General features: G+C 75.1%; 21 protein-coding genes. 10 read left to right on the top strand and 11 right to left on the bottom strand.

Features of this window, described 5'->3' with window-relative positions; genetic code table 11:
* Positions 1 to 64: 64 nt before the first annotated feature.
* From ACZ34W_RS17275 to ACZ34W_RS17260, 4 genes are all read right to left on the bottom strand, one after another.
* Complete coding sequence (locus tag ACZ34W_RS17275; protein WP_465604946.1) at positions 65 to 691, bottom strand: vitamin K epoxide reductase family protein; 627 nt, start codon at positions 689 to 691, stop codon at positions 65 to 67.
* Positions 688 to 1,518, bottom strand: coding sequence for a DsbA family protein (locus ACZ34W_RS17270; RefSeq protein ID WP_329486461.1), 831 nt, complete (start codon positions 1,516 to 1,518; stop codon positions 688 to 690). The genes ACZ34W_RS17275 and ACZ34W_RS17270 overlap by 4 nt, the downstream gene beginning before the upstream one ends.
* A gap of 95 nt (positions 1,519 to 1,613) precedes the next feature.
* The gene (locus tag ACZ34W_RS17265; protein ID WP_465604943.1) at positions 1,614 to 2,273 is read right to left on the bottom strand and encodes a hypothetical protein; all 660 of its coding nucleotides are present in this window, start codon (positions 2,271 to 2,273) and stop codon (positions 1,614 to 1,616) included.
* Between the two features lie 98 nt (positions 2,274 to 2,371).
* Positions 2,372 to 2,842 carry an SRPBCC family protein gene (locus tag ACZ34W_RS17260; protein ID WP_329486456.1) on the bottom strand — a complete coding sequence of 157 codons (471 nt, stop codon included), beginning with the start codon at positions 2,840 to 2,842 and terminating at the stop codon, positions 2,372 to 2,374.
* A 183-nt stretch (positions 2,843 to 3,025) separates the two neighbouring features.
* On the opposite strand from ACZ34W_RS17260, the gene ACZ34W_RS17255 reads away from it, so the two are divergent.
* Complete coding sequence (locus tag ACZ34W_RS17255) at positions 3,026 to 3,895, top strand: Fpg/Nei family DNA glycosylase (protein WP_465604939.1); 870 nt, start codon at positions 3,026 to 3,028, stop codon at positions 3,893 to 3,895.
* Positions 3,896 to 3,941: 46 nt separating this feature from the next.
* On the opposite strand, the gene ACZ34W_RS17250 is transcribed toward ACZ34W_RS17255, so the two are convergent.
* Positions 3,942 to 4,796: an SAM-dependent methyltransferase gene (locus ACZ34W_RS17250; protein WP_359803885.1), complete on the bottom strand. Its 855-nt coding sequence runs from the start codon at positions 4,794 to 4,796 to the stop codon at positions 3,942 to 3,944.
* Positions 4,797 to 4,970: 174 nt separating this feature from the next.
* On the opposite strand from ACZ34W_RS17250, the gene ACZ34W_RS17245 reads away from it, so the two are divergent.
* The 5 genes from ACZ34W_RS17245 (at position 4,971) to ACZ34W_RS17225 (ending at position 10,284) form a co-directional block, all read left to right on the top strand.
* A complete protein-coding gene (locus ACZ34W_RS17245) occupies positions 4,971 to 5,909 on the top strand; it encodes a polysaccharide deacetylase family protein (RefSeq protein WP_329486452.1) in 939 nt (312 codons plus the stop codon).
* Between the two features lie 162 nt (positions 5,910 to 6,071).
* Positions 6,072 to 6,398, top strand: a complete 327-nt coding sequence (locus ACZ34W_RS17240; RefSeq protein WP_465604935.1) for a hypothetical protein — start codon at positions 6,072 to 6,074, stop codon at positions 6,396 to 6,398.
* Between the two features lie 156 nt (positions 6,399 to 6,554).
* On the top strand, positions 6,555 to 7,634 hold the full coding sequence (locus tag ACZ34W_RS17235; protein WP_465604932.1) for a class I SAM-dependent methyltransferase: 1,080 nt from the start codon (positions 6,555 to 6,557) through the stop codon (positions 7,632 to 7,634).
* A 77-nt stretch (positions 7,635 to 7,711) separates the two neighbouring features.
* Positions 7,712 to 8,584 (top strand): sulfurtransferase, encoded by an 873-nt coding sequence (locus ACZ34W_RS17230; RefSeq protein ID WP_465604929.1) that lies wholly within the window; start codon positions 7,712 to 7,714, stop codon positions 8,582 to 8,584.
* 176 nt (positions 8,585 to 8,760) lie between these two features.
* Positions 8,761 to 10,284, top strand: a complete 1,524-nt coding sequence (locus tag ACZ34W_RS17225; protein WP_442906935.1) for a M1 family metallopeptidase — start codon at positions 8,761 to 8,763, stop codon at positions 10,282 to 10,284.
* Positions 10,285 to 10,350: 66 nt separating this feature from the next.
* On the opposite strand, the gene ACZ34W_RS17220 is transcribed toward ACZ34W_RS17225, so the two are convergent.
* Positions 10,351 to 11,802, bottom strand: coding sequence for a condensation domain-containing protein (locus ACZ34W_RS17220; protein WP_465604926.1), 1,452 nt, complete (start codon positions 11,800 to 11,802; stop codon positions 10,351 to 10,353).
* Between the two features lie 171 nt (positions 11,803 to 11,973).
* Positions 11,974 to 12,783, bottom strand: coding sequence for a class I SAM-dependent methyltransferase (locus ACZ34W_RS17215; RefSeq protein ID WP_465604923.1), 810 nt, complete (start codon positions 12,781 to 12,783; stop codon positions 11,974 to 11,976).
* Between the two features lie 254 nt (positions 12,784 to 13,037).
* On the opposite strand from ACZ34W_RS17215, the gene ACZ34W_RS17210 reads away from it, so the two are divergent.
* Positions 13,038 to 13,595, top strand: coding sequence for a DinB family protein (locus tag ACZ34W_RS17210; RefSeq protein WP_465604920.1), 558 nt, complete (start codon positions 13,038 to 13,040; stop codon positions 13,593 to 13,595).
* Between the two features lie 228 nt (positions 13,596 to 13,823).
* Complete coding sequence (locus ACZ34W_RS17205; protein WP_329486442.1) at positions 13,824 to 14,207, top strand: hypothetical protein; 384 nt, start codon at positions 13,824 to 13,826, stop codon at positions 14,205 to 14,207.
* A 27-nt stretch (positions 14,208 to 14,234) separates the two neighbouring features.
* Here the strand turns inward: ACZ34W_RS17205 and ACZ34W_RS17200 are convergent, their stop codons facing one another.
* Both ACZ34W_RS17200 and ACZ34W_RS17195 read right to left on the bottom strand, forming a co-directional pair.
* Positions 14,235 to 17,249: an AfsR/SARP family transcriptional regulator gene (locus ACZ34W_RS17200; RefSeq protein WP_465604916.1), complete on the bottom strand. Its 3,015-nt coding sequence runs from the start codon at positions 17,247 to 17,249 to the stop codon at positions 14,235 to 14,237.
* Between the two features lie 695 nt (positions 17,250 to 17,944).
* The gene (locus ACZ34W_RS17195; protein WP_465604914.1) at positions 17,945 to 19,072 is read right to left on the bottom strand and encodes a MinD/ParA family ATP-binding protein; all 1,128 of its coding nucleotides are present in this window, start codon (positions 19,070 to 19,072) and stop codon (positions 17,945 to 17,947) included.
* Between the two features lie 217 nt (positions 19,073 to 19,289).
* Between ACZ34W_RS17195 and ACZ34W_RS17190 the strand changes: the two genes are divergently transcribed.
* A complete protein-coding gene (locus tag ACZ34W_RS17190; RefSeq protein WP_465604911.1) occupies positions 19,290 to 20,078 on the top strand; it encodes a hypothetical protein in 789 nt (262 codons plus the stop codon).
* Between the two features lie 216 nt (positions 20,079 to 20,294).
* Complete coding sequence (locus ACZ34W_RS17185) at positions 20,295 to 21,740, top strand: DNA polymerase III subunit gamma/tau domain-containing protein (RefSeq protein WP_465604908.1); 1,446 nt, start codon at positions 20,295 to 20,297, stop codon at positions 21,738 to 21,740.
* A 114-nt stretch (positions 21,741 to 21,854) separates the two neighbouring features.
* Here ACZ34W_RS17185 and ACZ34W_RS17180 read toward each other — a convergent pair whose 3' ends face one another.
* Positions 21,855 to 23,822: an acyl-CoA dehydrogenase family protein gene (locus tag ACZ34W_RS17180; protein ID WP_465604905.1), complete on the bottom strand. Its 1,968-nt coding sequence runs from the start codon at positions 23,820 to 23,822 to the stop codon at positions 21,855 to 21,857.
* 111 nt (positions 23,823 to 23,933) lie between these two features.
* Positions 23,934 to 24,911 (bottom strand): chitosanase, encoded by a 978-nt coding sequence (locus tag ACZ34W_RS17175; RefSeq protein WP_465604902.1) that lies wholly within the window; start codon positions 24,909 to 24,911, stop codon positions 23,934 to 23,936.
* Between the last annotated feature and the right edge of the window lie 15 nt (positions 24,912 to 24,926).

Raw genomic sequence — 24,926 nt, 5'->3', positions numbered from 1 at the left:
CCGGGGGCATCGAATCCGGAGGTACCGGCTCCGGGCCGCGACGAGCCCGGAGCCGGTGGGAGGCTCAGACCAGCGTCCGCCAGTAGTACCAGAACCGGTCGAGGACCAGCAGCACGATCACCGCGTACCAGAGCGCCGGCACCACCCAGTGGTAGCGGGCGGCCTCCCGCACCACCGGGCGCAGGGCGCGCGGGGTCGGGATCACGCCGGTGCGCAGATTGTGCAGGGTGGTGTACCAGAACAGCGGGATCATGGTGGCCCAGACCACCATGCAGTACGGGCAGAGCGCGCCGATCCGGTACAGCGCCTGGTACATCAGCCAGGTCACGAAACCGATCCCGAACACCGTCCCGGCCTGGAGGCCGAGCCAGAACCAGCGCCGGTACGTCGCCCCGGCCAGCAGGCCGGCGCCGATCGCGATCACCACGGCGAAGCCGACCAGGCCCAGCAGCGAGTTGGGGAAGCCGAAGGCCTGGGCCTGGTCGCTGCGCATGATCGAGCCGCAGCTGATGATCGGGTTGATGTTGCAGTTGGGGACGTACGACGGGTCCTCCAGCAGCCGGATCTTGTCCAGCGTGAGGACGGCCGAGGCGAAGATCCCGATCGCGCCGCCGATCAGCAGCAGGAGCGCGAACGGCCGGCTCGCGCCGTGGCCGCGCGCGGGTGCGGCGACCGTACCGGCGGCCGTCACCCGGTCACCTGCTTGACCATCGCGGTGAAGCGCTCGGGAGTGACGGGCGCGCCGTTCGTGAAGACGTCGAGCTTGGTACCGTCCAGCTTCACCGTGGGGGTGCCGGTGACCCCGCTCCTGTCGAAGGCCTTGTTCACCTGACTGGCCCACGGGGCGTAGGTGCCGTCCTGGACGGCCTTCACGAAGGCGTCCGTCTTCAGACCCGGGACCTGTTCGGCGAGGTCCAGCAGCCGGTTCACGTCGGCGAAGCCGTCGTTGCGCTCGTCGGGCTGGTTTGCGTACAGCACGTCGTGGAACTGCTTGAACTTGTCCACGCCTTCGTTGAGCGCCGCCCCGGCGGCGGCCAGCGCGGTGCGCGAGCCCTTGCCGCCCAGGCCCTGGTCCAGGAACGTCGCCAGGTGGTACTCGATCTTGTAGGTGCCGTCGTCGGCGAGCTGCTGGACGGTCTTGCCATTGGTGGTCTCCAGCTGCTCGCAGTACGGGCAGCGGAAGTCCTCGTAGATCTCCAGGGTGTGCGGGGCGTCGGCCTTGCCGTAGGTGATCACGGTGCCGTCGGCGCCGCCCGCGTTGGCGGGGACGACCAGCGGCCCGGCGGCGGCGGTGTCGGCCGGGCCGGAGGAGCCGCCGACGGCGAAGGCCACACCGGCGGCCAGCGCCAGCACGGCGGCGGAGGCGGCGCCGACGATCGTCCGGCGGCGGATCCTCGCCGCCCGCTCCGTGCGCTCGCGCTCCTCGCGCATCCGCTCGGTGGCGGCGCGCCGGGCCTCGCTCCTGGCGGTCCGGGTGTTCGTCGTCCTGGCGTTGATCGGCTGGGGCTTCTTGCTCATGGCGGGTGTCGTCCTGTGCTCTCGGTCGGTGACGGGCGGGCGCGCACGGGCGCGCGGCGAGAACGACCGGCCGGGAAACGCTCGGGAGAGTGCTCTCAGCAGGCCGGGACGGGCACCGGAGGCCCACGACGGACGGCGGGGCTGAGCAGCACGTCCTCGACGGGGACGCGCACGCGGCTGGCGCGCGGGAACGGCATCCGCACCAGCGGCCGGGCCGGGACGGGCGCCGCGAGCAGCAGCAGCCAGTGGCCGGCGGCGGCCGGGAAGCGCCGGGCGAAGTCGCCCAGCACCCGGGCGGAGGCGGCGAACGCGCTCAGCGCGGCGTCGGCGCGGCGCAGCCAGAAGGCGGCGGCCAGGGCGATCGCGCCGTGCAGTGCCAGCAGCACCAGCAGGCCGGCGGACCGGGAGACACCGTGGCCCAGCAGGACCCCGCCGAGCGAGCCGCCGCCGCACAGCAGCGGCTCGAAGCCGCGCGCGGAGCCGGGCGGGAGCGAGGGGCAGGTGCTCTGGGCGAAGTCGAACAGCGCGCTCAGACCCAGCTCCAGCGGCAGGAAGACCGCCGCGATCGCCGGGAAGCCGCGCTCGGATCCGGCCAGGGCGAACGCCACCGCGAAGACGGCGCCGCCGGCCACGGCCAGCGTGCCGAGCGGCAGCGGGCGTCCGGTGACCAGCACCTGGCCGAGCCCGGCGAGCAGCACGGCCAGCGCGGCGAAGATCGCCGCGCGAAGCGTCCTGGTGGCCGGGCCGGTACTCATGGCATCCGAGTCTGCCACAGGTTGAACGGTGGACGACCTGGCCGACGGACTCCTGTGAAGATCCTCACCACCAGCTCTGAGCTGGGCTTATTCGATCCTTATCGCGGGCTCTCGGCAGCCGGCCCGGGGCGGGCGGCGGCCGTCCGGGCCTCGACGATCTCCCGGAACAGCTCCAGGTCGGCACGGACCACCCGCTCGATCGCGCCGGCCTGGGCGAAGCCGCGTGGCCCGCCGAACACCTGCTGCACCGTCTCCGGGTCGTACTCGACGCGGATCTGCAGCCGGGTGTGGCTCCGGTCCAGCGGGAGCAGCGCGAACGCGCCGTGCAGCCGCGGGCCGTTCAGCGTCCGCCAGGCCATCACCCGGCCCCGGCCCCGGTCGGTGATCTCGGTCTCGACGTCGCGCTCGGTCCCGCCGATCTCCACCCCGAGGTGCGCGAGGCTGGTGCCGTGCGGGTAGGCGCTGCGCACCCCGCCCACGAACCGCGGGTAGTCGTGGACCCGGTGCAGCTGCTCCCAGGCCGCCAGCACCGGGGCATCGATGTCGATCTGCTCTTCGAGCGTGCTCATGAGGGGGCCGGACCTTTCCCGGGCTCGGGCGCTGCGGTGGTGCGGGGCACCTCCAGCCTGCGCCCACCGGCCGCCGCGGGGCAACGAGAGCGGCGGTAACCGGACAACCGGACGACCGGGACAACCGGACGACCGGAAGGCGACCGGCGGGCGGGGGCCGGAGGTCTGCGCGAGACTGGGCGCATGCCGGAGCTGCCCGAGGTCGAGGCCCTCAGCGCCTTCCTGTCCGAGCGGTTGACCGGGCGGGTGATCGCCCGGGTGCAGCCGGTGGCCATCAGCGCCCTGAAGACCTACGACCCGCCGGTGACGGCGTTGGAGGGGCGGACGGTCGGCCCCGTCACCCGGCACGGGAAGTTCCTCGACATCGAGGCCGGCGGCCTGCACCTGGTCGTCCACCTGGCCCGGGCCGGCTGGCTCCGGTGGAAGGACAGCCTGCCGGCCGAGCCCCCGCGCCCGGGCGGGAAGAACCCGCTGGCCCTGCGGGTGCGGCTGGAGGGGCCCGACGGGGACGGCTTCGACCTCACCGAGGCGGGCACCAAGAAGGGGCTCGCGGTGTACGTGGTGACGGACCCGGCCGCCGTCCCCGGTGTCGCCCGGCTCGGCCCGGACCCGCTGGACCCGGGCTTCACCCTGGCGGACTTCACCGCCCTGCTGAGCGGCGAGCGCCGCCGGCTGAAGGGCGTGCTGCGGGACCAGGGCGTGCTGGCCGGGGTCGGCAACGCCTACTCGGACGAGGTGCTGCACGCGGCCCGGATGTCGCCGTACAAGCTGGCGTCGAGCCTGACGGAGGACGAGCGGGCCCGGCTGTTCGAGGCGCTCGGCGCCACCCTGCGCGACGCGGTGGAGCGCTCCCGCGGGCTGGCGGCGGGGGACCTCAAGGCGGAGAAGAAGCTCAGCCTGCGGGTGCACGGCCGGACCGGGCAGCCGTGCCCGGTCTGCGGGGACACCGTTCGCGAGGTGTCGTTCGCCGATTCCTCGCTGCAGTACTGCCCCACCTGCCAGACCGGCGGCAAGCCGCTCGCGGACCGGCGGCTGTCGAGGCTGCTGAAATAGCGGGCCCCCGGGGCCGGTCCGCCCCGGGGGGTGCCGACGGGCGCGCCTACGGCTTCCGGGCGACGCCGCCCCAGTAGTAGGCGGCGGTCGGGTCGGCCGGCGGCTCGCCGTCCGGGCGCCAGCCCATCACCGGGGCGACCCCGGGCTCGATCAGCTCCCAGCCGTCGAAGAACGCGGCGACCTCGTCACGGGTGCGCGGGACGAGGGTCATCCCGCCGGCCCGGGCCGCCTCCGCGACCTTGGCGACGCTCGCCGGGTCGAAGTCCTGGGTGGGGTGGGTGAGCGCCAGACAGCTCCCGCTGGGCAGCGCGTCGCGCAGCGCGGCGACCTTGGCCCACGGGTCGTCCTCGTCGGCGACCAGCATCAGGACGGCGATCATCAGCAGGCCGACCGGCCGGTCGAGGTCCAGCGTGGAGGTGAGCGCCGGGTCGCCGAGCAGTTCGGCGGGCTTGCCCAGGTCGGCGTGGATGTAGGTGGTGCGGCTGGCGGGCGTGGAGACCATCAGTGCCCGGGCGTGGGCGAGCACGATCGGGTCGTTGTCGACATAGACCACCCGGGTGCCGGGGCTGACCGCCTCGGCGATCTCGTGGGTGTTGGGCGAGGTGGGGATGCCGGTGCCGAGGTCGAGGAACTGCCGGATGCCCTGCTCCCGGGCCAGGTAGCGGACGGCGCGGCCCTGGAACGCCCGGTTCTCCTTGGCCATCGCCTTCACGCTGGGGACGGCCTGCTCGATGGCCTGTCCCATGGCGCGGTCCGGCGGAAAGTTGGTCTTCCCGCCCAGCCAGTAGTCGTACACGCGTGCGGAGTGCGGAGCGCTGGTGTCGACGCCGAAGCGCTGCCACTCGCTCAGCTCGACGGCGTCGTCCTGGGCCTGGTCGGAGAAGTCCTGACTTGTCGTCATGGCCACGTCCTCTGAAGACAGATCATCACACTGGGGAGGTCAGCGTAGCGGTCCGGTCGGGGCGGTGGTCACCCGGTCCGCCGGGGTGCGGTGGGGCTGGGCCGTCGGAGTGATGCTGGGGGCCGTCGGAGTTGCCGGTGGGAGGCGTGACGGTTCGCGGGGGAAGCATCGATCATGCTGTCTGATCGTCAGATTACTTCGCGTAGATTGCTACTGGTCGCGGCCGGGATGTCGCTGCTCGGGGTCGCCGGTTGCCGGGGGTCGGAGGGGCTGGACGGCGCGGCCGCCGCCGCGCCGGGTGCCGAGGCCGCCGGTGCGGCCTCGGACGGGCCCGCCGCCGTGCCCGCCGCCGCCGCGACGGCTTCGGCCGCCTCGGCCCCGCCCTCCGCGGCTCCCTCGCCCGCCCCCTCCGCCTCTGCCTCCGCGGCCGGCCCCGCCTCGGCGCCCGCCGCCCCCGCCTCCTCCGCACCCGCCGCCTCGGTCGCGCCGGTCGCCGCGCCCCGGGTGCTGACGGCCGCCGAGAGCAAGCCGGTGTACGAACTCGACGCCGAACGCCGGGTGGTGGCCCTCACCATCGACGACGGCCCGGACCCGCGCCACACCCCGACCGTGCTGGCCCTGCTGGAGCAGTACCGGATCAGGGCCACCTTCTTCCTGATCGGCGAGAACGCCGTCGAGCACCCCGGGCTGGTCCGGGAGATCGCGGCGCGGGGCCACCACATCGCCAATCACACCTGGACCCACCCGGATCTGCGGAGCCTCTCGGAGGGCAAGGTGCGCGACGAACTGGAGCGCACCTCCGACCTGCTGAACCGGACCACCGGGAAGCCGCCGACCTGGTTCCGCGCGCCCGGCGGGGACTGGTCCACGGCCGCGCTCAAGGTCAGCGCCTCGCTCGGGATGCGGTCGATGGGGTGGTCGGTGGATCCGCGCGACTGGGCCAGGCCGGGCACCTCGGTGATCACCGAGCGGATCCTGAAGGACGTCCGGCCGGGCGCGATCGTGCTCAACCACGACGGCGGCGGCGACCGTTCGCAGACGGTGGCCGCACTGAAGGCGTACCTGCCGGTCCTGATCGACTCCGGGTACTACTTCACCGCACCGCCGGGGTGAGGACGCATGTGCGGGGGAGTGGTGCCAGGTAGCGGCATTTCCGTCTAAACCACTCGAAAGAGTGGATTGGAAGAACCGTTTCTGCGCTTTTTGGGCTTCTAGGGTGTTCTCGCATCAGTTTCCCCGGTACCCCTGTGTACCGCCCTGAAAGGCCCCTCCCCCATGCGTCTCCGCAACGCCACGCTCGCCGCCGCCAGCGCCATCGCCCTCGTCCTCGCGGTACCCGCCTCCGCCGGTGCGGCCACCGGTGACTTCCTTTACAAGGTCGGCCGCGGGGCGGAGACCGGTCTGGCCGACCAGGTGAGCGGCGAGTGCGTCGACCTCCCGGGCGCCACCACCGACGTTCCGGCCTTCGCGCCCGAGAACCACACCCGCTCGACGGCCACGGTCTACCTCGACTTCGACTGCGCGGGCGACGTCTTCTTCGTGATGCTCCCGGGCAAGAAGTACAGCAACCGGCTCCACCTGCGGTCCGTCGTCTTCTCCTGAGCCGGCCGACCCCGGTGGGCGCGGGGCGGCCCGGTCGTCATCGCCGGGCCGCCCGCGCCGATCCGTGGGGCCGCCGCCGATCGGCCCCCGCGGGGCGGGCGGCGTAGCGTGGCTGGGGGAGGGGTTCGCGTCGGCTCCGACGGCGGAGGAGGAATGATGTCCGCTTCGGCACTCGATCCGGTCCGGCAAGAGGAGTTCGCGGGGCGCACCCTGCACCTGCTGAACGACGCCTGCCTGGGATTCATGGCCAGCATCGGCCATCAGACCGAGCTCTTCGACACCATGGCCGGGCTCGCCCCCTCGACCAGTGAGGAGATCGCCCGCGCCGGCGGGCTGAACGAGCGCTACGTCCGGGAGTGGCTGGGCGCCATGGTGGTCGGCGGGATCGTCGACTACGACCCGCAGCGGTCCACCTACGCGCTGCCGCCCGAGCACGCGGCCTCCCTGACCAGGGCGGCCGGCCCGGACAACATGGCCGGGCTGATGCAGTACCTGGCGCTGATGGGCGAGGTCGAGCAGCAGGTGGTGGAGGCCTTCCGGAAGGGCGGCGGGGTGCCCTACTCGGCGTACCCGCGGTTCCAGGCCCTGCAGGGCGAGGAGTCGCGGCGGGTGTACGACGTGGCCCTGGTGGAGGCCATCCTCCCGCTCGTGCCCGGGCTGACCGAGCGGCTGCGGGCCGGGATCGACACCCTCGACATCGGCACCGGGCAGGGGCACGCCGTCAACCTGATCGCCCGGGCCTTCCCCGAGAGCCGCTGCACCGGGGTCGACATCTCGGAGGCCGGCATCGAAGCGGCGCGGGCCGAGGCCGCCGAGCTGGGCCTGGCCAACGCCCGCTTCGAGGTCGCCGACTCCGCCGCGCTCTCCGGCTCCTACGACCTGGTCACCGCCTTCGACGTGATCCACGACCTGGCCCGCCCGGCCCGGACGCTGGCCGCCGTCGCCGGTGCGCTGCGGCCGGACGGCGTCTTCCTGATGGGCGACATCGCCGCCAGCAGCCGGCTGGAGGAGAACATCGACCACCCGCTCGCCCCGGCGCTGTACGCGCTGTCGACCTTCTACTGCATGACGGTCTCGCTCGGTGAGGGCGGTGCGGGGCTGGGCACGGTCTGGGGCGAGCAGACGGCCCGCCGGATGCTCGCCGAGGCCGGATTCGGCGCGATGGAGACGAAGCGGGTCGAGGGCGACGTGCTCAACCTGTACTACGTGGTGCGGCCGGCCGGGGCCGAGGGATAGCGGGCCGCGGCGGGCGGGGGTGGCCGGGCCCTGCGGTCGGACGTAGGTTCGAAGAGTCCGAGTGAAGGAGGGCGGCGATGACCGGCAACGGCTACGCACACCCCGAGGCGCTGGTCCCCACCGAGTGGCTCGCCCGGCACCTCGACGACGGCACCGTCCGCATCGTCGAGGTGGACGAGGACACCACGGCGTACGGGCAGGGGCACATCCCCGGAGCGGTCGGCTGGAACTGGACCACCGACCTGCACAGCCGGGTGGGCCGCGACTACGCCGACCGCGAGGGCGTGCAGCAGCTGCTGCGCGCGGCCGACGTGGAGGACGACACCACCGTGGTGCTGTACGGCGGCAACAACAACTGGTTCGCCGCCTACGCCTACTGGCTGCTGCGGCTGCGCGGCTTCGGACCGGTGCGGCTGCTCGACGGCGGACGCAAGAAGTGGGAGCTGGAGCAGCGGGAGCTCAGCCAGGAGGTGATGGACTACCAGCACAGCGCCCTCCGGCTGAGCGGGCCCGAACACCCCGAGGTGCGGGCGCTGCGCGACGAGGTGCTGGCCACGGCCGAGGTGTTCGCCAAGCCCGGCACCGACGCCGTCCTGGTCGACGTCCGCTCGCCGGCCGAGTACCGGGGCGAGGCACTGGCCCCGCCGCACCTGCCGCGGGAGCAGGCACAGGTGCCCGGGCACATCCCCGGCGCGGTGAACATCCCCTGGTCGCAGGCGGCCAACGACGACGGCACCTTCCGGTCCGCCGAGGAGCTGCGCGCGCTGTACGGCAGGCAGGGGGTCTCCCGGGACCGCGAGGTGATCGCGTACTGCCGGATCGGGGAGCGCTCGGCGCACACCTGGTTCGCGCTCACCGAGCTGCTCGGGTACCCGGACGTCAAGAACTACGACGGCTCGTGGACGGAGTACGGCTCGCTGGTGCGGGCGCCGGTGGCGCTGGGGGCGTGAGGCCGGGTCGGGTCCGGGTCGCGAGCGGTCGGGGGTGACGGGCGCGCGGCGGCGCCATGTCGGCTCATTTCTTCTCATGAACATTTCATCCCGGAGGAGTGGGCCGGGGCCCGCCGGGACAGGGATCGATCCGACCCACTGTCCCAGTGACCCCGGAGACCGCCTTGCGCAAGAGAATGCTCGTCCCCGCCGCCGCCGGCGCGCTCGCCCTGCTGCTGACCGTCCCCGCCTCCGCCGCCCAGGGCGGCCCGGGCGCCGCGGGCATCGGCGACACCTACTACCCCAACGCCGGCAACGGCGGGTACAACGTCTCGCACTACGACATCCGACTCAAATACCAGCCCGTGACCGACGAACTGGAAGGCACCACCACCATCCTCGCCACCACGACCCAGGACCTCACCCGGTTCAACCTGGACTTCGTGCTCGGCGTCAAGGAGATCCTGGTCAACGGCCGCCCGGCCACGTTCGCCGCCACCGGCGAGTCGGAGCTGGAGATCACCCCGGCCCGGCCCCTCGCCAAGGGCAGCCCGGTGACCGTGGTGGTCCGCTACGCGGACAAGCCCGGCGAGGTGAAGCGCGACGGCTTCTCCGCCTGGCTGCGCACCCCCGACGGCGGCGTCGCGGCCAACGAGCCGGAGAGCGCGCCCTGGTGGTTCCCGAGCAACGACCACCCCACCGACAAGGCCACCTTCGACGTCTCCGTCCTGGTGCCCGACGGCACCCAGGCGATCAGCAACGGCCTGCTGACCGGCCAGAGCTCCAAGGCCGGCTGGACGCGCTACAACTGGCGCGAGGCCAAGCCGCAGGCGACCTATCTGGCCACCCTGGCGATCGGCAAGTTCGACATCAGGACCGACACCACGCCCGGTGGGCTGCCGGTCACCACCGCCTACAGCAAGGACCTCGGCGACAACGACGGCGCGGCGCGGGCCAGCGTCGAGCGGACCGGCGAGGTGGTGGACTGGCTGAGCGGCTACTTCGGCGCGTACCCGTTCGACTCGGTCGGCGGCTACGTCCCCAACGTGAGGACCGGCTACGCCCTGGAGACCCAGACCCAGGTGTTCTACAGCCCCGCCCAGTTCTCGCGCGGCGCCAACACCGCCGTCGTCGTGCACGAGCTGGCCCACCAGTGGTACGGCGACAGCGTCTCCGTCCAGCGCTGGAGCGACATCTGGCTCAACGAGGGCTTCGCCCGCTACGCGCAGTGGCTCTGGTCCGAGCACGAGAACGAGGGCACCGCACAGGAGCTCGCCGACTACGTCTACTCCTTCTACCCGGCCGGCGACGCCTTCTGGACGGTCAGGCCGGGCGACCCGGGGCCGGACCACCAGTTCGCCGGAGCCGTCTACGACCGGGGCGCGGTGGCCATCCAGGCGCTGCGCAACGCCGTCGGTGACGAGAAGTTCTTCAAGATCCTGAAGGGGTGGCCGACCGAGCGCCGCTACGGCAACGCCACCATCCCGCAGTTCCAGGCCTTCGCCGAGCGGATCTCCGGCAAGCCGCTCGGGGAGCTCTTCAACACCTGGCTGTTCACCGACTCGAAGCCGGCCCTCTCCTCGGCGGGCGTCCCGGCGGCGTCGGCGCCCGGCGCGGCCGGCGCGCCGGCCCTGGCGCCGACGGCCAAGGCGCAGCTGCCGGAGCCGAAGTCGTGGAAGAAGATCCAGGAGACCAACTCGGTCCACGAGCAGCGGCACTGACGCACCGGCCCGGCCGACCGGTGGAGCGGTCGGCCGGGCCCCCGTGCGGGGCGGCGGCGCGGGTGGTCAGGAGGCGGGCACGGCCAGGGCCGGGGCCAGCGCCCGGGCCTCGCTGAGGATCAGGGCCTCGACGCCGTAGAGGAACCGCTCCATCGCGGGGCGGGGGAGCACCGAGCTGTCCGCCGTCATCGCGAGCTGGAGCGCGTCCGGGGTCTGGAGCGCGTCCAGGGCGTAGGAGAGGCCGGGGCGCGGCGGGAACTCGACCGGCCAGGTGAGGGTGGTGCCGGCGTCGGCCGCCCCTGCTCCGGCTCGGGGGTCGTGGTCGGAGTCGGGCCCGGGGTCGGGCCCGGGGTCGGGCCCGGGGTCGGGATCGGACTCGGTGTCGGGCGCGGCGAGCATCGACGGGAGCAGGTCGCGGGTGTCGTTGAAGACGCAGGAGCGGTCGGCGAGCGGGCCGTGTTCGGCGGTCAGCCGGGCGATCTCCTCGTCCAGCAGGCGCTTGTTGTAGTAGGCGTGCCGGTAGGTGGCGATCGAGGCGGCATGGGTGCGGCGGACGGCGTCACCGAACTCGCCGTCCGCGTCCGGCAGATGGAACAGGCCATCGCCGGCCACCGGGCTCACCGCGGAGGCCAGCCCGGGCAGGAACCGGTTGTTGACGATCACCTGGAGCACCGCGTCCGGAGAGCCGGAGAGCCGCGCGGTCATCACCGCCACCGCGGCGAGCAGCACCGACGAAGTGCTCGCCCGGTGGCCGGCCGCGACCGTGTCGACCGCCCGGAGCAGCGCCGGGGAGCTGAGCACGGCGTTCGGGAAGGGCTCCGGCGCGTGGGTCGCGGCGGGCGGGAAGAGCCGCGGCGGCCCCAGCCGTAGCTTGCGCACCACATGGGCGCGGGCGTTCACATCGCGCCGCAGACCGCGCGCGGAGGTCTGGAACTCCGCCTCCTCGAGCGGTTGCTGGGCGCCGCGGAGGGTGCTGATGGCTTCCACCGAGGCGCCCTGCGCCAGCTCGCTGAGGTCCAGCACCAGCAGTCCCATGCCCGCGCCGTCCAGGGCCGTGTGGGAGAGGACGAGCGCCATGTGCCGGACCAGCCCGGCCGTCTCGACCAGGCCGACGCGTATCGGCCACTGCGCGGTGCAGTCGAAGGGCAGCGCCGCCAACTCCTCTTGCAGGGCGGCGCCGACCGCGGCGAGGTCGGCCGCGTCGCCGTCGCACCGGCGGGTGTGCACGGTCAGCCGGCCGGCCGGGTCGACGATCTGCCGCAGTCGCCCCCGGTCGTCCTCGACGAGCCGGGTGCGCAGCGAGTCGTGCAGCTGGAGCAGGCCCTCCAGGGCGCCCAGCACGACCGCCACCGGCAGGCCCGGGTCCAGCGGGGCGGAGGCCGTGATGTTGTAGCGCGGCGCGTCGGCCGGAGCCAGCCGGCCCACGGCGTCCCAGATGGCCTGCTGGCCCCAGGTGGCCGGTCCCGTGCCGGATCTGCCGGACGAGAAGTCGATCTCCAGTTGCTGACTCGTGGTCACCGTGTGCTCTCCGATGTGCGGTGGTGGAAGCGGCGCGGTGCGGCTGCGTCGCCTCCTCGGCATGGGGCGGTCGGTGCGGTGGGAGCGCGTGTGTTGCCAAGGGAAGAGTGTGGCGCACCGCCATGGTCACGTCGAGCCTCGGATTTCGGCCGGGGGCGCCGCCCGGTGCGGTCAGACGCGGGTGGCGGTGACGAGGTGGTAGTCGAGCAGGCTGCTCTGCCAGGCGGCGAGGAAGTTGCGGGCCCAGTGGCCGGGCGGCACGGTGTCCTTAAGGTAGCGGTCCAGACCGGGCCAGACGGCGGTGCCGATCGACTCGGCGGTGACCTCGGTGAAGCCGGCGGCGGTGAGGTCGTCGGTGAAGGCGGCGAGCGGGTGGGCGACGTCCAGGCCCTCGGCGAAGCTGCCGAGCAGGATGCTGAGCCGCTCGGCGACCTCCGGGCCGGAGCTGAAGAATGTCGTCACGGCCAGCCGGCCGCCGGGGCGCAGCACCCGGGCCGACTCGCGGGCGAAACCGGTCAGTTCACGGAAGTGCTGGGCCGCCTCCACGGAGTAGAGGCCGTCCAGGGCGGCGTCCGGGAAGGGCAGGTCGTCCGCCGCGCCCAGGCTGTAGGCGAGACGGTCCGGGAACGTCGCCAGCGCGCGGGCGTTGACCGCGCGGGCCCGCTCGACCTGGTCCGGGTGGATGTCGACGCCCGTCACCGCGGCGAAGCGGAACTCGCAGAGCGCGAGGGCCGCGCCGAGGCCCCGGCCGCAGCCCACCTCGGCCAGCCGCAGCCGCTCGGTGGGGACCGGGAACGTGCGCAGCACCCGGCGGTACAGCTCCTCCTGGCTGCGGATGCGGTCCTCCGGGGTGGGCGCGTCGGTGTCGATGCCGCTCCAGTCGCCGAAGTTGATGAATCCGCCCGCGAAGCTGGGGGCCTGACTCAGGTCGTCGACGCCGTACGTCCGTCGGACGGTCGCGGGAATGCGGTTCTGGTCCATCGCTGCTCGGCTTCCTCGTGAGGCGGGCGCCCGGACCTCGGGCGCGCCGAGGTACGTACCCAAACCGGTCGGCGTCCGAACGCGGACCGTGACGAATGAGGCCTGGGAGGTACGGCGAGTGACGGCGTGTTGACGGGGCGGGCCCACGGTGCGGGGCGGACGGGAATATCGGGTGGACAGCGGGGCCGGGATGGGCCTGGGATGGAAGCGGTGCCCGGCCGGGGTGCCCGCACCCACCCGACCGGGAGACCGAGATGACTGAGACGACCGAGACGACCACGACGACCGCGACCACGACCACCGGGACGACCGACGCACGGGTCGCTCCGCCGCTGACCGGGGGCGAGCGCGAGATGCTGCGCGCGTTCCTGGACTACCACCGGGCGACCCTGGCGATGAAGTGCGAGGGGCTGACCGAGGAGCAGTTGAAGCAGCTGTCGAGCCCGCCGTCCACGCTGAGCCTGCTCGGACTGGTGCGGCACATGGCCGAGGTGGAGCGGACGTGGTTCCGCCGGGTGATCGGCCGGGAGGACGTCCCGCTCGTCTGGTCCCCCGAGGGCGACTTCCAGGTGGCGTACGACGCGGCCGCCGCCGACCGCGGCGAGGCCTTCGCGGCCTGGACGGCGGAGGTCGAGCACGCCCGGCGGATCGAGCGGGAGGCGGAGTCGCTGGACGTCACGGGCTACATGCCGAAGTGGGGCGCGGACGTGTCGCTGCGGCTGGTGATGCTGCACCTGATCCACGAGTACGCCCGGCACAACGGGCACGCCGACTTCCTGCGCGAGGCGATCGACGGAACGGTCGGCGCGTAGCGGCGCTCCCGCCGGGGCGCGCGGAACGGCCCGGGCGGGTGACGGGGTGTGTACGGACCACTGCCTCCCGGGCCGGGTGGCCGACGGTCGGTCCGCCACGGCGCCGGGGGCGGGCGAGGTGGTCCCGGCGCAGGTCGCGGACGTAGTTGAACGCTGCACGGGGTGGCAGCCGTTCTCGTTCACATGACGGTGATGATGACCGAGCGAGGCGCTGGCATGCTTGCTGGCATGGTGGAGATGGCGGACGAGCCGGAGATCCGGGAGCTGATCGCCTCCTGGTTGGCCGCGGAGCCCCGGGAGGAGGCGCCGACGGGCGAAGCGGGGTGCGGCCACGGACTACCGGCGCCGCCGGCCGGCGGCGCGGAGGTCGCGGCGGCGGCCCGGCGGCTCGCCCTGCGCGGACTGGACGGCTCACGGCTGCTGCCGGTGCCGGACGGGCTGCGCCTGGTCGCCGAGGCGCTGGTGGTCGACGAGCACCCGTCCGCGCCCGGGTGGGCGCCGCTGGAGCGGGCCGAGGTGGTGGAGTGGGTGGCGATGCTGCTGCACCGGTTCGGCGAGGACGGCGTGCAGGAGCTGATCGCCGAGCTGGCCGGGGACGCCGGGCCGTCCTAGACCCGGGCCGTCCCAGACCGGGCCGTCCTAGACCCGGCCCGGCCGGGCGGCGGCCCGGTGGTGGTCACCGGACCGGCAGGCCCGCCGGACCGTCACCGTGCTCCGGCGCACCCCGGCCTCCGGGTGGCGCGGGACCTCCCCGCACGGGCTGCCGCGGTCGGGCGGCCGGCTCCGGCAGGCGCCGGACGCGGCCGGTAACGCCCGCCGGGCGGACGGCGCCACGGTGACCGCGCCGGCCAGCGTGGCCAGCCGGCGCTCCAGCTGCCGGGCGACGCCGGCGTCCCCGAGCCGCTCGTACAGGCAGTGCGCGGACCGCAGGTGCGAGGCGGCCTCCACCGGACGGTCGGCGTCCAGCAGGAAGTCGGCGTAGTGGCGCTCCGCCACCGCCTCCAGGTGGACGGCGCCGGCGGCGCGACAGCGTTCCATGGTCTCCCGCCAGGCCCGTCCGGCCTCGGCCGGGCGGCGGAGCTGCTGGAGCGCGTGCGCCTCGTTGACCATGGCGGACAGGTGGTACGTCGCCTGCGGGTGCTCCGCGAGCAGCGCCCGGGCCTCCCGGGCCCGGCGCAGGGCCTGCCCGGCGTCCCCGGCGAAGCCGTGCAGGGCGGCGGTGTTGCTGAACGCGAAGGGCGCGTGCTCCGCGAGGCCGTGCGCGCCGGCCAGGGCGATCGCCCGCTCGCCCAGCCGGACGGCCTCGGCGTGCTCGCCGCGGGCCGCGCTGGCCACCGCCAGCACGGTGAGGGCGTGCACATGGACGTCGCCCCCGGCGTCCGCGGTGCGGGTGACCGCTCGCAGGGCCAGCCGGTGGGCCTCCTCGGCCCGACCGAGGCCGCTCAGCGCGCGGGCCGTCGAGGCCTCCATCGAGGCGACGGCGGCCGGATCGCCGGTCAGCACGGCCGACTCCAACCCCGCGCGCAGGCAGGCCAGCCGGTCCGTCCGGCGGCCGGCGCCGTAGTAGAGGCAGTTGGCCAGGTAGGCCAGCCGCCAGGCGCGCCGGTGGTCGCCGAGGTCGGCCGCCGAGGTGACCAGGCCGCGGATGGTGGGTTCCTCGGCGCGGAACCAGTCCAGCGCGGCGCGCACGTCGGGCAGCCGCGGCCGGGCCGGACCGGGCAGCGGCGGCGGACCGAACGGGTCGAGGCCGGGCTGGAGCAGCCCCGCGCCGTGCGCGGCGGCCGCCAGGAAGTGGTCCACCAGTGCCAGGGTGGCGCCGGCGCGCTCGGACGCCGGCCGCTCGTCGAGGAGTTCGGCGCCGTAGAGGCGGATCAGGTCGTGCCGGCGGTAGCGGCCCGGGGTGTCCTCGGTGAGCAGGTGGTGGGCGGCCAGCGAGCCGAGTGCCCGCCGGGCCTCGGCGGTGTCGGTGGCCAGCAGGGCGGCGGCCGCGTGGGCGTCGGTCTCCGGGCCCGGGTGCGCGGCGAGCAGGGCGAGCAGGTGGACGGCGGTGGCCGAGAGCCGGCGGACCGTCAGGCCCAGCGCGCTGCGCACGCTGATCGCGCCCTGGGTGTCCAGGGTCTGCAGGCGGGTGCGCTCGTCGGCGAGTTCGGGCACGAGGTCGGCGATCGCCCAGCCCGGCTGGGCGGCCAGCCGGGCCGCGGCGATCCGCAGCGCGAGCGGCAGGCGGTCGCAGAGCTCGGCGACCGTGGCCGAGGCCTCCGGCTCGGCCCGGACCCGGGCCGGGGTCAGCAGGTGCTCCAGCAGGCCCAGCGCGTCCTCGGCCGGCAGCGCGCCGAGCCGCAGCAGGGCGGCCCCCTCGGTGACCACCACGTCCTCCAGGGAGCTGCGGCTGGTGATCACGGTGGCGCAGTCGGGCCCGGCCGGCAGCAGGTCCGCGAGGTCCTCGGCGTCACCGGCGTTGTCCAGGACGACCAGCAGCCGGCGCCGGCCGGTCAGCGCCCGGTAGAGCGCGGCCCGGGCGTAGCGGTCCTCCGGCAGCTCGCGCTCCTCGACGCCGAGAGCGCGGAGGAACCTGCCCAGCACCTCGACCGGGCCGGTGCGGTGGCCCGGGCCGAAGCCGTTCAGGTCGGCGAAGAGCAGGCCGTCGGGGAAGGCGCCGGCCGCGGCGTGCGCCCACTGGACCACGGTCGCGGTCTTGCCCGCGCCGGCCGGCCCGGTCACGACGGCGAGGCTGCCGCCGCCGTGCGGTCCGGCGCACTCGGCGTCCAGCCAGCGCTGTTCGGCCTCGCGGCCGACGAACCGTGCTGCCGCGCGGGGGAGCTGGTTCACGGTCGGGCGGGGGGCCGGCGGGTCGACCGGGTCGACCGGTACGGGCGGCGAGGTGGGGGCAGCGGGTGCGGCAGGGGTCGGGTCCGGGTCGGCGGTGAGCATGTCGTCCACGGCCGACTGCAGGGCGCGGCCCGGCGCGAGGCCCAGCTCCTCGGCGAGCCGGCGCCGGGTGCGGTGGTAGGCGGTGAGCGCGTCGGCGAAGCGGCCCGCCTGGTGGAGGCAGCGGACCAGCAGGGCGGCCAGCGGCTCGTGGAGGCCGTCGGCCTCGGCGGCGCGGTCGAGGTCGGTGACGGCGTCGGCGCCCCGGCCGAGCCGCAGCAGGCGCTCGGCCCAGCACTCCAGCGCGCGGGTGCGGCGCCGGTCGAGCCGGTCGGCGACGGCGTGCCGCAGACCGGTCTCGGGCAAGTTGGCCAGGGCCGTGCCGCCGTGCCAGAGGTCCAGGGCCTCGCGCAGCAGCTTGACGGCGGCCTCGTCGCCCCCTGGGGCGCACTCCCCGGCGGCCAGCGCGGTGAGCCGCTCGAAGAGCAGCGCGTCCACCAGCTCGGCCGGGCCGTCGAGGCGGTAGCCGGGTGCGCGGGTCAGCAGGGTGAAGGGGGAGTCGGCGATCTGCTTGCGCAGCGCGGCGATGTGCCCCTGTACGGCGGCCCGGGCCCGGGCGGGCGGGGCCTCGCCCCAGAGCAGCTCGAAGAGCCGCTCGACCGGGACGGTGCGGCCGAGTTCGAGCGCCAGCAGGGCCAGGACGGCGCACCGCTTGGGGCCGGCCGGTTCGACGGCGCGACCGTCGGCGGCCCGCAGTTCCACCGGCCCCAGCAGTCGAATGAACACGGATCCCCCCAGGTAGAAGCGGATCGTCTCAGCTTCCCGTCCACATCTCGGCCGCAGTCTAGCCACGCCCGACGAGCGGTCCGGGCCGTCCGGCGGACGGCGGTACGTCAGCGAAGCATCCCGGCTCCGGCCGCCACCGGCGGCTCGAACGGCGCTCCGGCGCCCGGCGTACGACCGCCGTTCGTGAGGAGTTCACTGACGGCGGTCAGGTGGTTGCGGGCGCCGGCGGCCTCCGGGGAGGCCGGGTGGACAGGTCTACCTGACGCGCTCGTGCCATGTCCACGGCCGGTGGGGCGGGCCGTCGGGCGTCGGCGGGGTCCGCAGGCTCCGGGCGTAGCGGCTGGTCGGGGCCGGGTACGGCGGCCCGAGCGGGCGGTCAGGCCGCTGGTGGCGGGGTGCCGCCCGGGCCGGCCGCCGGTCGGCAGGCGTCCGGCAGGGGAGTGGCCGGGCATACCAGGTATGCACGTCGGGGCACGGTCTTCTGCCCGAACGGGCGGGTCTTTCGGGCAGCTCCGGCGGGGAGCGGGCGTTCTGGGGCAGGTGGGAGGGGCAGCCGGGGGCGGCGGGGGGAGCGGGCGTTCGGGAGCAGGCGGGGGTGGCGGCCGCTGTCGGGTCGGCCGGTGAGCGGCCGGAGGCGGCGTTGGTGTGCCGGTCGGCGGTCGGGGCGGCGGGGTGTGGATCGGCCGCCGGTGGGCTCACCAGCCGGTGGGTCGGCCCGCCCGCCACAGCTCGTCGCCGATCAGCGCGGCCAGCTCGCGGACCGCCCGGCGGGTGCGGTGGCCGAGCCGACCCGGCTCGGACTCCGCGGCATTGGCGAGGTGCTCGTCGAACGGCACCTCCACCACGCCCCGGCAGCGGGTGCCGAAGTACGCCCGCAGATCCGCCGGGTGGACCGGGCGCCCGGCGCCGGGGACCGCCGAGATCGCGGTGACGGAGCGTTCGGCCAGCTCCCCGTACCCGTGGGCGTGCAGCAGGTCGAGGGTCGCGGTGGCACGGCCCGCGCCGTCCACGCTCGGCGTGGTGACGAGGACCAGCTGGTCGGCCAGGTCGAGCACGCCGCGCATCGGGCCGTCGAGCAGCCCCGCGCCCGCGTCGGTCAGCGTGAGCGGGTACCGCTCGGCGAGCGCCGCCAGGACGGCGCGGTAGTCGCCCTCGTCGAGCGGCCGGCCCACCGCGGGGTACGCCGGGCCGGCCAGGACGGCCAGCCCGCTCGGGGTCGGGGAGAGGTACGGCCGGGGGTCGACGGCCGCCGGGCCGCCGCCGCGCAGCGCCGCCGCGAGCTCGGTGATGCCCACCCGGGCCGGCGGACCGGCCGGCCGGACCGGCGAGTTCGGGTACGGCGCCCCCGCGTCCACCGCGGCCACCGGCTCGCCGCGTTCGGTGGCGAGCATCGCTCCCAGGGCACGCACCAGCGAGGTCTTGCCGACGTTGCCGGTGGCGCTGATCACGGCGATCCGGCAACTGCCGTGCAGCGGCGAGCGGATGAGCCGCAGCTGCTCGCGGCCACGGCGCTCCCCGGTGCGCAGCACGGCCAGCACGCTGCGGCGCTGCTCCGGAAGGGGGCGCGGGGCGGGCGGGGGCAGGCTGGGCTGCGGGGGAGCGAACCGCGGCACGGGCGGGGGCACCGTGGGTCGCGGGGGAGCGAACCGCGCTGCGGGCGCCGGGAGCGTGGGCCGCGCCGCGGGGTGTGCGACGGGCAGCGGGGCCGGCGACGCGGTGGCGGGGCAGGGGGCGGGGGCGAGCCGCGGCAGCAGGACGGTGCCGAAGGCGTCGAGCGCCGCCGCCGGTGCGGGGCGGTACGCGGTGTCGGGGCCGGCGGTCATTGTTCTCCTCCTGGCGCGGGCTGCGGTCACACGGTCCACTCCGCTCTACGGATCGCCGACGCGCCGCAGTTCAGCGGCCTGTCCGGGCTTCCCGGCGGCTCCCGGATCCACCTCAGGGCGGTGAACCGGAGCCCGCCGTGCCGCCGTAGACGACAGGGGGGCCGTGCGGCCGCCGGCCCAGGGCGACACGTCCTGCGGGACCCGAAGGAGAGCAGTGATGAAGCACGTTCGAGCGGCCCTGGTGACCGGAAGCGCCGTCGCGGCCCTCGCCGCCGCGGGTTCGGGGACGGCGATGGCCTGGCAGCCGGCCGACGCCTCGCTGAGCGTCGGTTGCCGCACCGACGCGGCCCACGTCGAGCTGGTCCTGGGCAACAACTACCGCGCCGCGGGGGAGTACACGCTGACCCGGGTCGGCAGCGACGAGAAGTACCACGGCACGGTGGCCGCCCACGGGTCGGTGAAGGTCACCGTCGGCTACACCGGTCAGGGGGACACCTGGCGCTACCGCCTGGCCGACACCCAGGTGGAGAAGCGGATCGCGGACGTGCCGCTCTGCGTCACGCCGACGCCGACCACCACGCCCACGCCCACGCCGACGGCCACGCCCACCACCCCCGCGCCGACCACCCCGGCTCCCAGCACGACCCCGAGCCGCACGGCCACGCCCACGCCGACGGGCTCGGTGACGCCGACCCCGAGCCGGACACCCAGCGGGTCGGCGAGCCCGACGCCCAGCGGGACGCCGAGCCGGCCGGTCACGCCGCCGCCCAGCACCAAGCCGTCCGACCGTCCGACGCCCACGGCGTCCCAGTCGTCCTCGTCCGTTGTCTCCCCGAGCCCCTCGGCCTCGCCGTCCGTCACGGCGGTGCCCGTCGGTACGGACCTCGCGCACACCGGTGGCGGCGGCGGTTCGGCGCTGATCGCGGGCGTCGGCGGCGGTGCCCTGCTGCTCGGCGGCGGCGTCCTGGTCGCGGCCCGGCTCCAGCACCGCCGACGCACCGCCTGAGGGCCGGTCGGCCGCGGCGGCCCTGAACCCCCGGGCGTCGCGGTCGCGCCCCGGGGTGAAGCCGCGGACGCCCGGCGCTGTCCGGTGGGCCCCCGGCCTCGTCCGGTGGACGTGCGGGGACCCGGCCTCGTGCGGTGAACCACCGGCGTCCGGCGAGCCGTCGAGCGAGGTGCGGGGTCGGCCGGTCCCGCACCCACCGACCTGGGGAGGACACCCGTGCTGCGGATGGACGGAGCATGGCGGATCACGGTGATCGGCAAGGACGCCGCCTTCGACCAGCGGGCGGTGGTGCGCACCCCGTACGGCGCGGTGGTGCTGCCGGGCCGGGTGGGGGCGTCGCTGGAGGTCCCGGCGCAGGAGTGGGAGCTGCACCTGGAGCACTACGCCCCCGGCCTCGGGTGGCGGCCCAACGTCCGGGTGCTGCCCGGGCCGTTGCAGGCATCGGACGGCGGCCGGCGGTCCCGGGTGGTGCGGAGCAAGGACGTGGACTGGGTCGACGGCGACCCGACCGAGCGCAACTTCACGCTGCGGCTGGTCTGCCTGGACGCGGCGGCGCCGCAGGAGGAGCCGGCTTCGGCGCCGATCCCGGCGGCGACCCCGGTGGTCCGCACCTCCGCGGGCCCCTATCCGGGCACGCCCACGCTCGCGGGGACCGACCGGGTGGGGCACCGGACCGCGAGTGAGGACGGGCGCGGCAGCGGGCAGGGCAGCGAGCGGGGTGGCGGGCACGGGGTCGAGCAGGGCCGTGGGCACGGCGCCGGGCACGGCGTCGGGCAGGAGGGCGTCGGCACGGCGCGGGCCGGGTGGGGGCGCGGTCCGGCGGCTCCTTCCGGGCGGGGTGCGGATCAGGCGGCTGCCGGCGGGGAGCCCGCCGTGGCGTACGACCCGTGGCAGTCGCTCCCACCCGTGCCGGAAGGCTGGGAGCGCGTCCCGGTTCCGCTGTCCGAGCTCGGCCCCGGGGAGGTCCCCGCGATCCGCCGGAAGAGCGGTCAGGGGCAGGTGCTGGGGCAGGTGCTGGGACAGGCGGCGACCCGGGCCGTGCCGGCCCGTTGGCGGGCGGACGAGAAGGCGTCGGTCGAACCGGTTGCCCTCCAGGAGGTGTTGGCGGGGCGCGAGCCCGTCAGCGGGGCGACCGGTCCGCAGAAGGCGATGCGCAACCTGAGGCCGGGGCAGCCCGCTGAGCGGGCGGAGCCTGCCGAGCGCGCGGTGCCTGCCGAGCGCGCGGTCCCGGTGGAGCGGGCGGTGCCTGCCGAGCGCGCGGTGCCTGCCGAGCGGGCGGTTCCGGTGGAGCGGGCGGTGCCTGCCGTGTGGGAGTCGTCGGCGGAGTGGGAGGCGCCCGCGGTGTGGGACGCCGAGGTGGCGGAACCGGTTCGGCCGGGGATGCCCGCCGGGTACGAGGCCGCCCGGGGAGCGGTGTGGCGCGGTGAGACGGGCCGGCCGGCGGCCCAGCAGGCCTCCCCGGCGGTGCCGCTCGGGCACGAGGCCGTGCGGGGCGTACCGACCGGGAGCCGGGGCGGGGCGGCCACCACCCCCCGGTGGACGACGCAGGCCGGCCCGGCCGACCACGGCGTGCACGCCGAGCGGGCTGCCGAGGTCTCCGGGCAGGAGGCGGTCGCCGGTGAGGCCGGCACCGGGCGGCCGCGGCCGCCCCGGCCGTGGTGAACTCCGCACGCGGCTGAGCACGACCCGGAGTGACCGTGGACGGTCCCGCCGGTCCGCCGTGGGGGCGGACCGGCGGGACCCGGTGCGGGGGAGCCCCGGAGGCCTGTCGGAGGGTCAGATCGGTCGAACAGCAGTCTCGGTGGCGTTCCAATGTGCCTCAGGGTGGTCGAAGGCGCGCTGGTAGTCGGGGCCGGCGATCGGGAGGCCGGCGAGGAACTCCTCCGGCAGGTCGAAGGCGTCCACCAGCTGTCGGCCCCGGTCCGCCAGTCGGCCGATGACCTGTTCGATCAGGTCGGGGAGCAGTCGCACGTGATGATCCGTCAGGAGCCCCTCGCTCAGCAGAGGACCGCTCTCCGTGCTGACCCGGCGCAGCGCGAAGAGCCGGTACAGGTCGAGCAGCGGGCCGCGGGCCCGCGGCTCGGTGGCCTGCTCGGCGAGGGCCAACAGGGCGGCGCCCGCGGAGCGTTCGGCGTGGGCGGTGACGGCGGCCAGCGCGGCGGGTGAGGCGGTGTTCCAGCGGCGCAGGCCGTCCCCGGACGGCGCCTGCCGCAGCAGGACGCGGGCACGGCTCAGGTGCAGGTGCTCCGCCGCGTGCAGCAGGGACTGGAGCACGGCCGGGTCGTCGGGGCCGCCTTCGGGGACGGCCCCGGGCGGCGCGGACTCGGCCAGCAGGAGTTCGGCGCCGGCCTTGGCCCAGAGCGCGAGGTTGTCGCCCTCGGCGGTGATGGTGCCCTCGATGTCCATGGCGAGCGGGGAGATCCCGTTGACCGGGAGCAGTCCCTGGGCGCCACAGCGTTCGCGGCACTCGATGATCAGGTTGCGGGCCTGCCAGGTGGTCCAGCCCTTGGTGACGGCGGCCAGCCGCTCGGCAGCGGCGACCTCGCCCGGGTCGCTGTCGTCCCGGCCGGTCCAGCGCTCGACCGCGGCCCGGTGCAGGGCGGTCATCGCGTAGGTGGTGGCGGCCGCCTCCAGCAGCGGGCCGTGGTGGCTGCGGTGGGCCCAGACCGGGATGCGGCGGTCCGCGCGGGCCCCGGTCACCTCGCGGTGGTGGGCGTAGCGGACGGCCACGGTCAGCACCGCGCGGGCGCAGCCGACCGCCGCCGCGCTCATGCAGAGCTTGCCGGCGGTGACCCGGCCGATGCTGGTGAGGAACCGTTTCCGCCTGCTGCCGAGGGAGCTGGTGAACCCGGCGTCGGGCCCGAGTCGGCCGTGTTCGCCGGCCAGCAGCGCCTCGTGGGGCAGGACGACCTCGTCGAAGGAGGTCAGGCAGTGGTCGACCGGGTTGCCGGGGCGCTGCGGCAGCGGGCGGACGGTGACGCCGGGCAGCGGGCCGACCTCGTCGGTGAGCGGGGTGAGGAAGAGGAAGATCCCGTGGTCCCGGCCGTCGACCAGGAGGCGGGCGGCGACCACGGCGGACTTCGGCCCGCCGGCCGGGCCGGTGTTCGGCATGAACTTCTGCGCACCCGCGTCGGGCGTGTGCAGGGTGAAGGTGCGGTCGGTGCGGTCGTAGACGGCGGTGGTCCGCAGCGCGGTGGCGTCGTTGCCGTGGCCGAGCTCGGTGCAGAGGAAGGTGCCGATCCGTTCCATCGCGAGGTACGGGTCCAACGGCCGCTTCTCGTGCGGGTCGTGGTCGAGCAGGCTGCCGAGGAAGAGGTTGTAGTGGATGCCGGCGACGACGACCAGCGCGCCGTCCAGCGGGCCCAGCCATTCGTGCAGGGCGGCCAGCGCGCGCGGGTCGGTGGCCAGTGCGGTGGCGTCGGTCATCCGGTTGACCTGCCGTAACCGCCGGTAGCTGGCGGCGATCCGGTCCGCGGTGGCGGCGCCGGGGTCGGTCCGCATCCGGGGGTCGGCGAGCAACCGCCGCCACGGGCCGTGGACCCGCTCGTGGTCGGGGCCGTAGAGCAGCCGGGTGAGCTCGGCAGTGGTGGCAGTGGCCGTGGCAGTGGCACTGGTAACGGTGACGCTGGTGGTAACGGTGACGGCGGAGGAAGCGGCGACGGCGGCCGGTGCAGGGGAGTCCGGTGCCCTGGTGGCACTTCGGTCGTCCGTGGTGACGGTGCGACTGCCGGGAATGGTTGTCATGCGGTGATGAATGGGCGAACAGGGTCCGGGGAAACGGCTTTGTGATCAAGATCACCGAAAGCGGCGGGCCGCCTCCGCGGGCGGCCCGCCGCTCTTCCGTCACCCGGTGGGCTACTTGTCGATGTGGAAGGACTCGCCGTAGACCTTCCAGCTCAGCGGGGTGTGCAGGTCGAGGTTCCCGGCCTGGAGGAAGAGGCGCTGGGCGGTGTCGACGCGGGAGGTGTCGGAGTGGGCCGCCTCGGTGCGCATGGCGGCGGCGCGGGCGTCCAGGAACGCGGCAAGGTAGGCCTTCTCGTCGCCGCCCTGCGCCGGGGGCTTGGCCTTCTTGAGCGCCGCCGCGCGGATCCCGCCGAAGCTGTCCGCGCTGCTGCCCGGGCCGTGCATCACGATGGCGTCGTAGTAGGCGAGTTGGCCGAGCGCGTGCAGTCCGTCGGACTTGGCCTGGGTGACGGCCGGGGTGAAGTAGACGCGGTCGCGCTCGTCCTCCTGGGCCTTGCGGAAGACCGGGTCCTGGGCCGCCTTCTTCCAGTCCGAGGCGAAGTCGGGGTCGAGGCCGCTGTGCGAGGCGGAGCCGTCCAGCTTCTCCAGCGCGGGGAGGTACTTGGCCAGGACGTTGTCTGCCTTCAACTCGCGGTAGTGGCGCACCAGTTCGACCATGTCGCCGGTGCCGGAGCAGAAGCCGACGATGCCCGCGGTGTAGCCGCGGCCGTCCTTGATGTCCTCGATGTAGGCGAACTGCGCCTTCCAGTCGAGGGAGGAGTTCTCGGCGCTGGAGACGAACTGCTGGGCGATGTCCTTGAGATGCGGGTCGGTGAGGTCGCCGGCCCCGGTCGTGGTGGGCTTGCCGGACGGCGAGCCGGAGGCGGAGCCGGATGGCGAACCACTGGGCGTGGTAGGTGACTTGGCCGTGGGCAGGGTGGTGCGGTGGGGGCGCCCGTGGTTCGCCGGGGCGGGGTCGGCGACCGTCGTGGTGGGCGAGCCGCTCGGGGTGGGGCTCGGGGACGCCGCGGCGGCCGGGAGCACGGGGAGGGCGCCGGCCAACAGGAGGGCGGTCAGGGCGAGGGGCAGCGGGGTGGGCCGGATCGGCATGGAGGCTCCGGGGTC

Source organism: Kitasatospora sp. NPDC022856 (genome assembly GCF_055561235.1).
This window is presented reverse-complemented; position numbering and strand designations above follow the sequence as displayed.

Bases quoted from the DNA above. Each gene is read 5' to 3' on its own strand.
- ACZ34W_RS17270 (WP_329486461.1), bottom strand. From the start codon at position 1,518: ATGAGCAAGAAGCCCCAGCCGATCAACGCCAGGACGACGAACACCCGG.
- ACZ34W_RS17265 (WP_465604943.1), bottom strand. From the start codon at position 2,273: ATGAGTACCGGCCCGGCCACCAGGACGCTTCGCGCGGCGATCTTCGCC.
- ACZ34W_RS17260 (WP_329486456.1), bottom strand. From the start codon at position 2,842: ATGAGCACGCTCGAAGAGCAGATCGACATCGATGCCCCGGTGCTGGCG.
- ACZ34W_RS17255 (WP_465604939.1), top strand. From the start codon at position 3,026: ATGCCGGAGCTGCCCGAGGTCGAGGCCCTCAGCGCCTTCCTGTCCGAG.
- ACZ34W_RS17250 (WP_359803885.1), bottom strand. From the start codon at position 4,796: ATGACGACAAGTCAGGACTTCTCCGACCAGGCCCAGGACGACGCCGTC.
- ACZ34W_RS17245 (WP_329486452.1), top strand. From the start codon at position 4,971: ATGCTGTCTGATCGTCAGATTACTTCGCGTAGATTGCTACTGGTCGCG.
- ACZ34W_RS17240 (WP_465604935.1), top strand. From the start codon at position 6,072: ATGCGTCTCCGCAACGCCACGCTCGCCGCCGCCAGCGCCATCGCCCTC.
- ACZ34W_RS17235 (WP_465604932.1), top strand. From the start codon at position 6,555: ATGTCCGCTTCGGCACTCGATCCGGTCCGGCAAGAGGAGTTCGCGGGG.
- ACZ34W_RS17230 (WP_465604929.1), top strand. From the start codon at position 7,712: ATGACCGGCAACGGCTACGCACACCCCGAGGCGCTGGTCCCCACCGAG.
- ACZ34W_RS17225 (WP_442906935.1), top strand. From the start codon at position 8,761: ATGCTCGTCCCCGCCGCCGCCGGCGCGCTCGCCCTGCTGCTGACCGTC.
- ACZ34W_RS17215 (WP_465604923.1), bottom strand. From the start codon at position 12,783: ATGGACCAGAACCGCATTCCCGCGACCGTCCGACGGACGTACGGCGTC.
- ACZ34W_RS17210 (WP_465604920.1), top strand. From the start codon at position 13,038: ATGACTGAGACGACCGAGACGACCACGACGACCGCGACCACGACCACC.
- ACZ34W_RS17205 (WP_329486442.1), top strand. From the start codon at position 13,824: ATGGTGGAGATGGCGGACGAGCCGGAGATCCGGGAGCTGATCGCCTCC.
- ACZ34W_RS17195 (WP_465604914.1), bottom strand. From the start codon at position 19,072: ATGACCGCCGGCCCCGACACCGCGTACCGCCCCGCACCGGCGGCGGCG.
- ACZ34W_RS17190 (WP_465604911.1), top strand. From the start codon at position 19,290: ATGAAGCACGTTCGAGCGGCCCTGGTGACCGGAAGCGCCGTCGCGGCC.
- ACZ34W_RS17180 (WP_465604905.1), bottom strand. From the start codon at position 23,822: ATGACAACCATTCCCGGCAGTCGCACCGTCACCACGGACGACCGAAGT.
- ACZ34W_RS17175 (WP_465604902.1), bottom strand. From the start codon at position 24,911: ATGCCGATCCGGCCCACCCCGCTGCCCCTCGCCCTGACCGCCCTCCTG.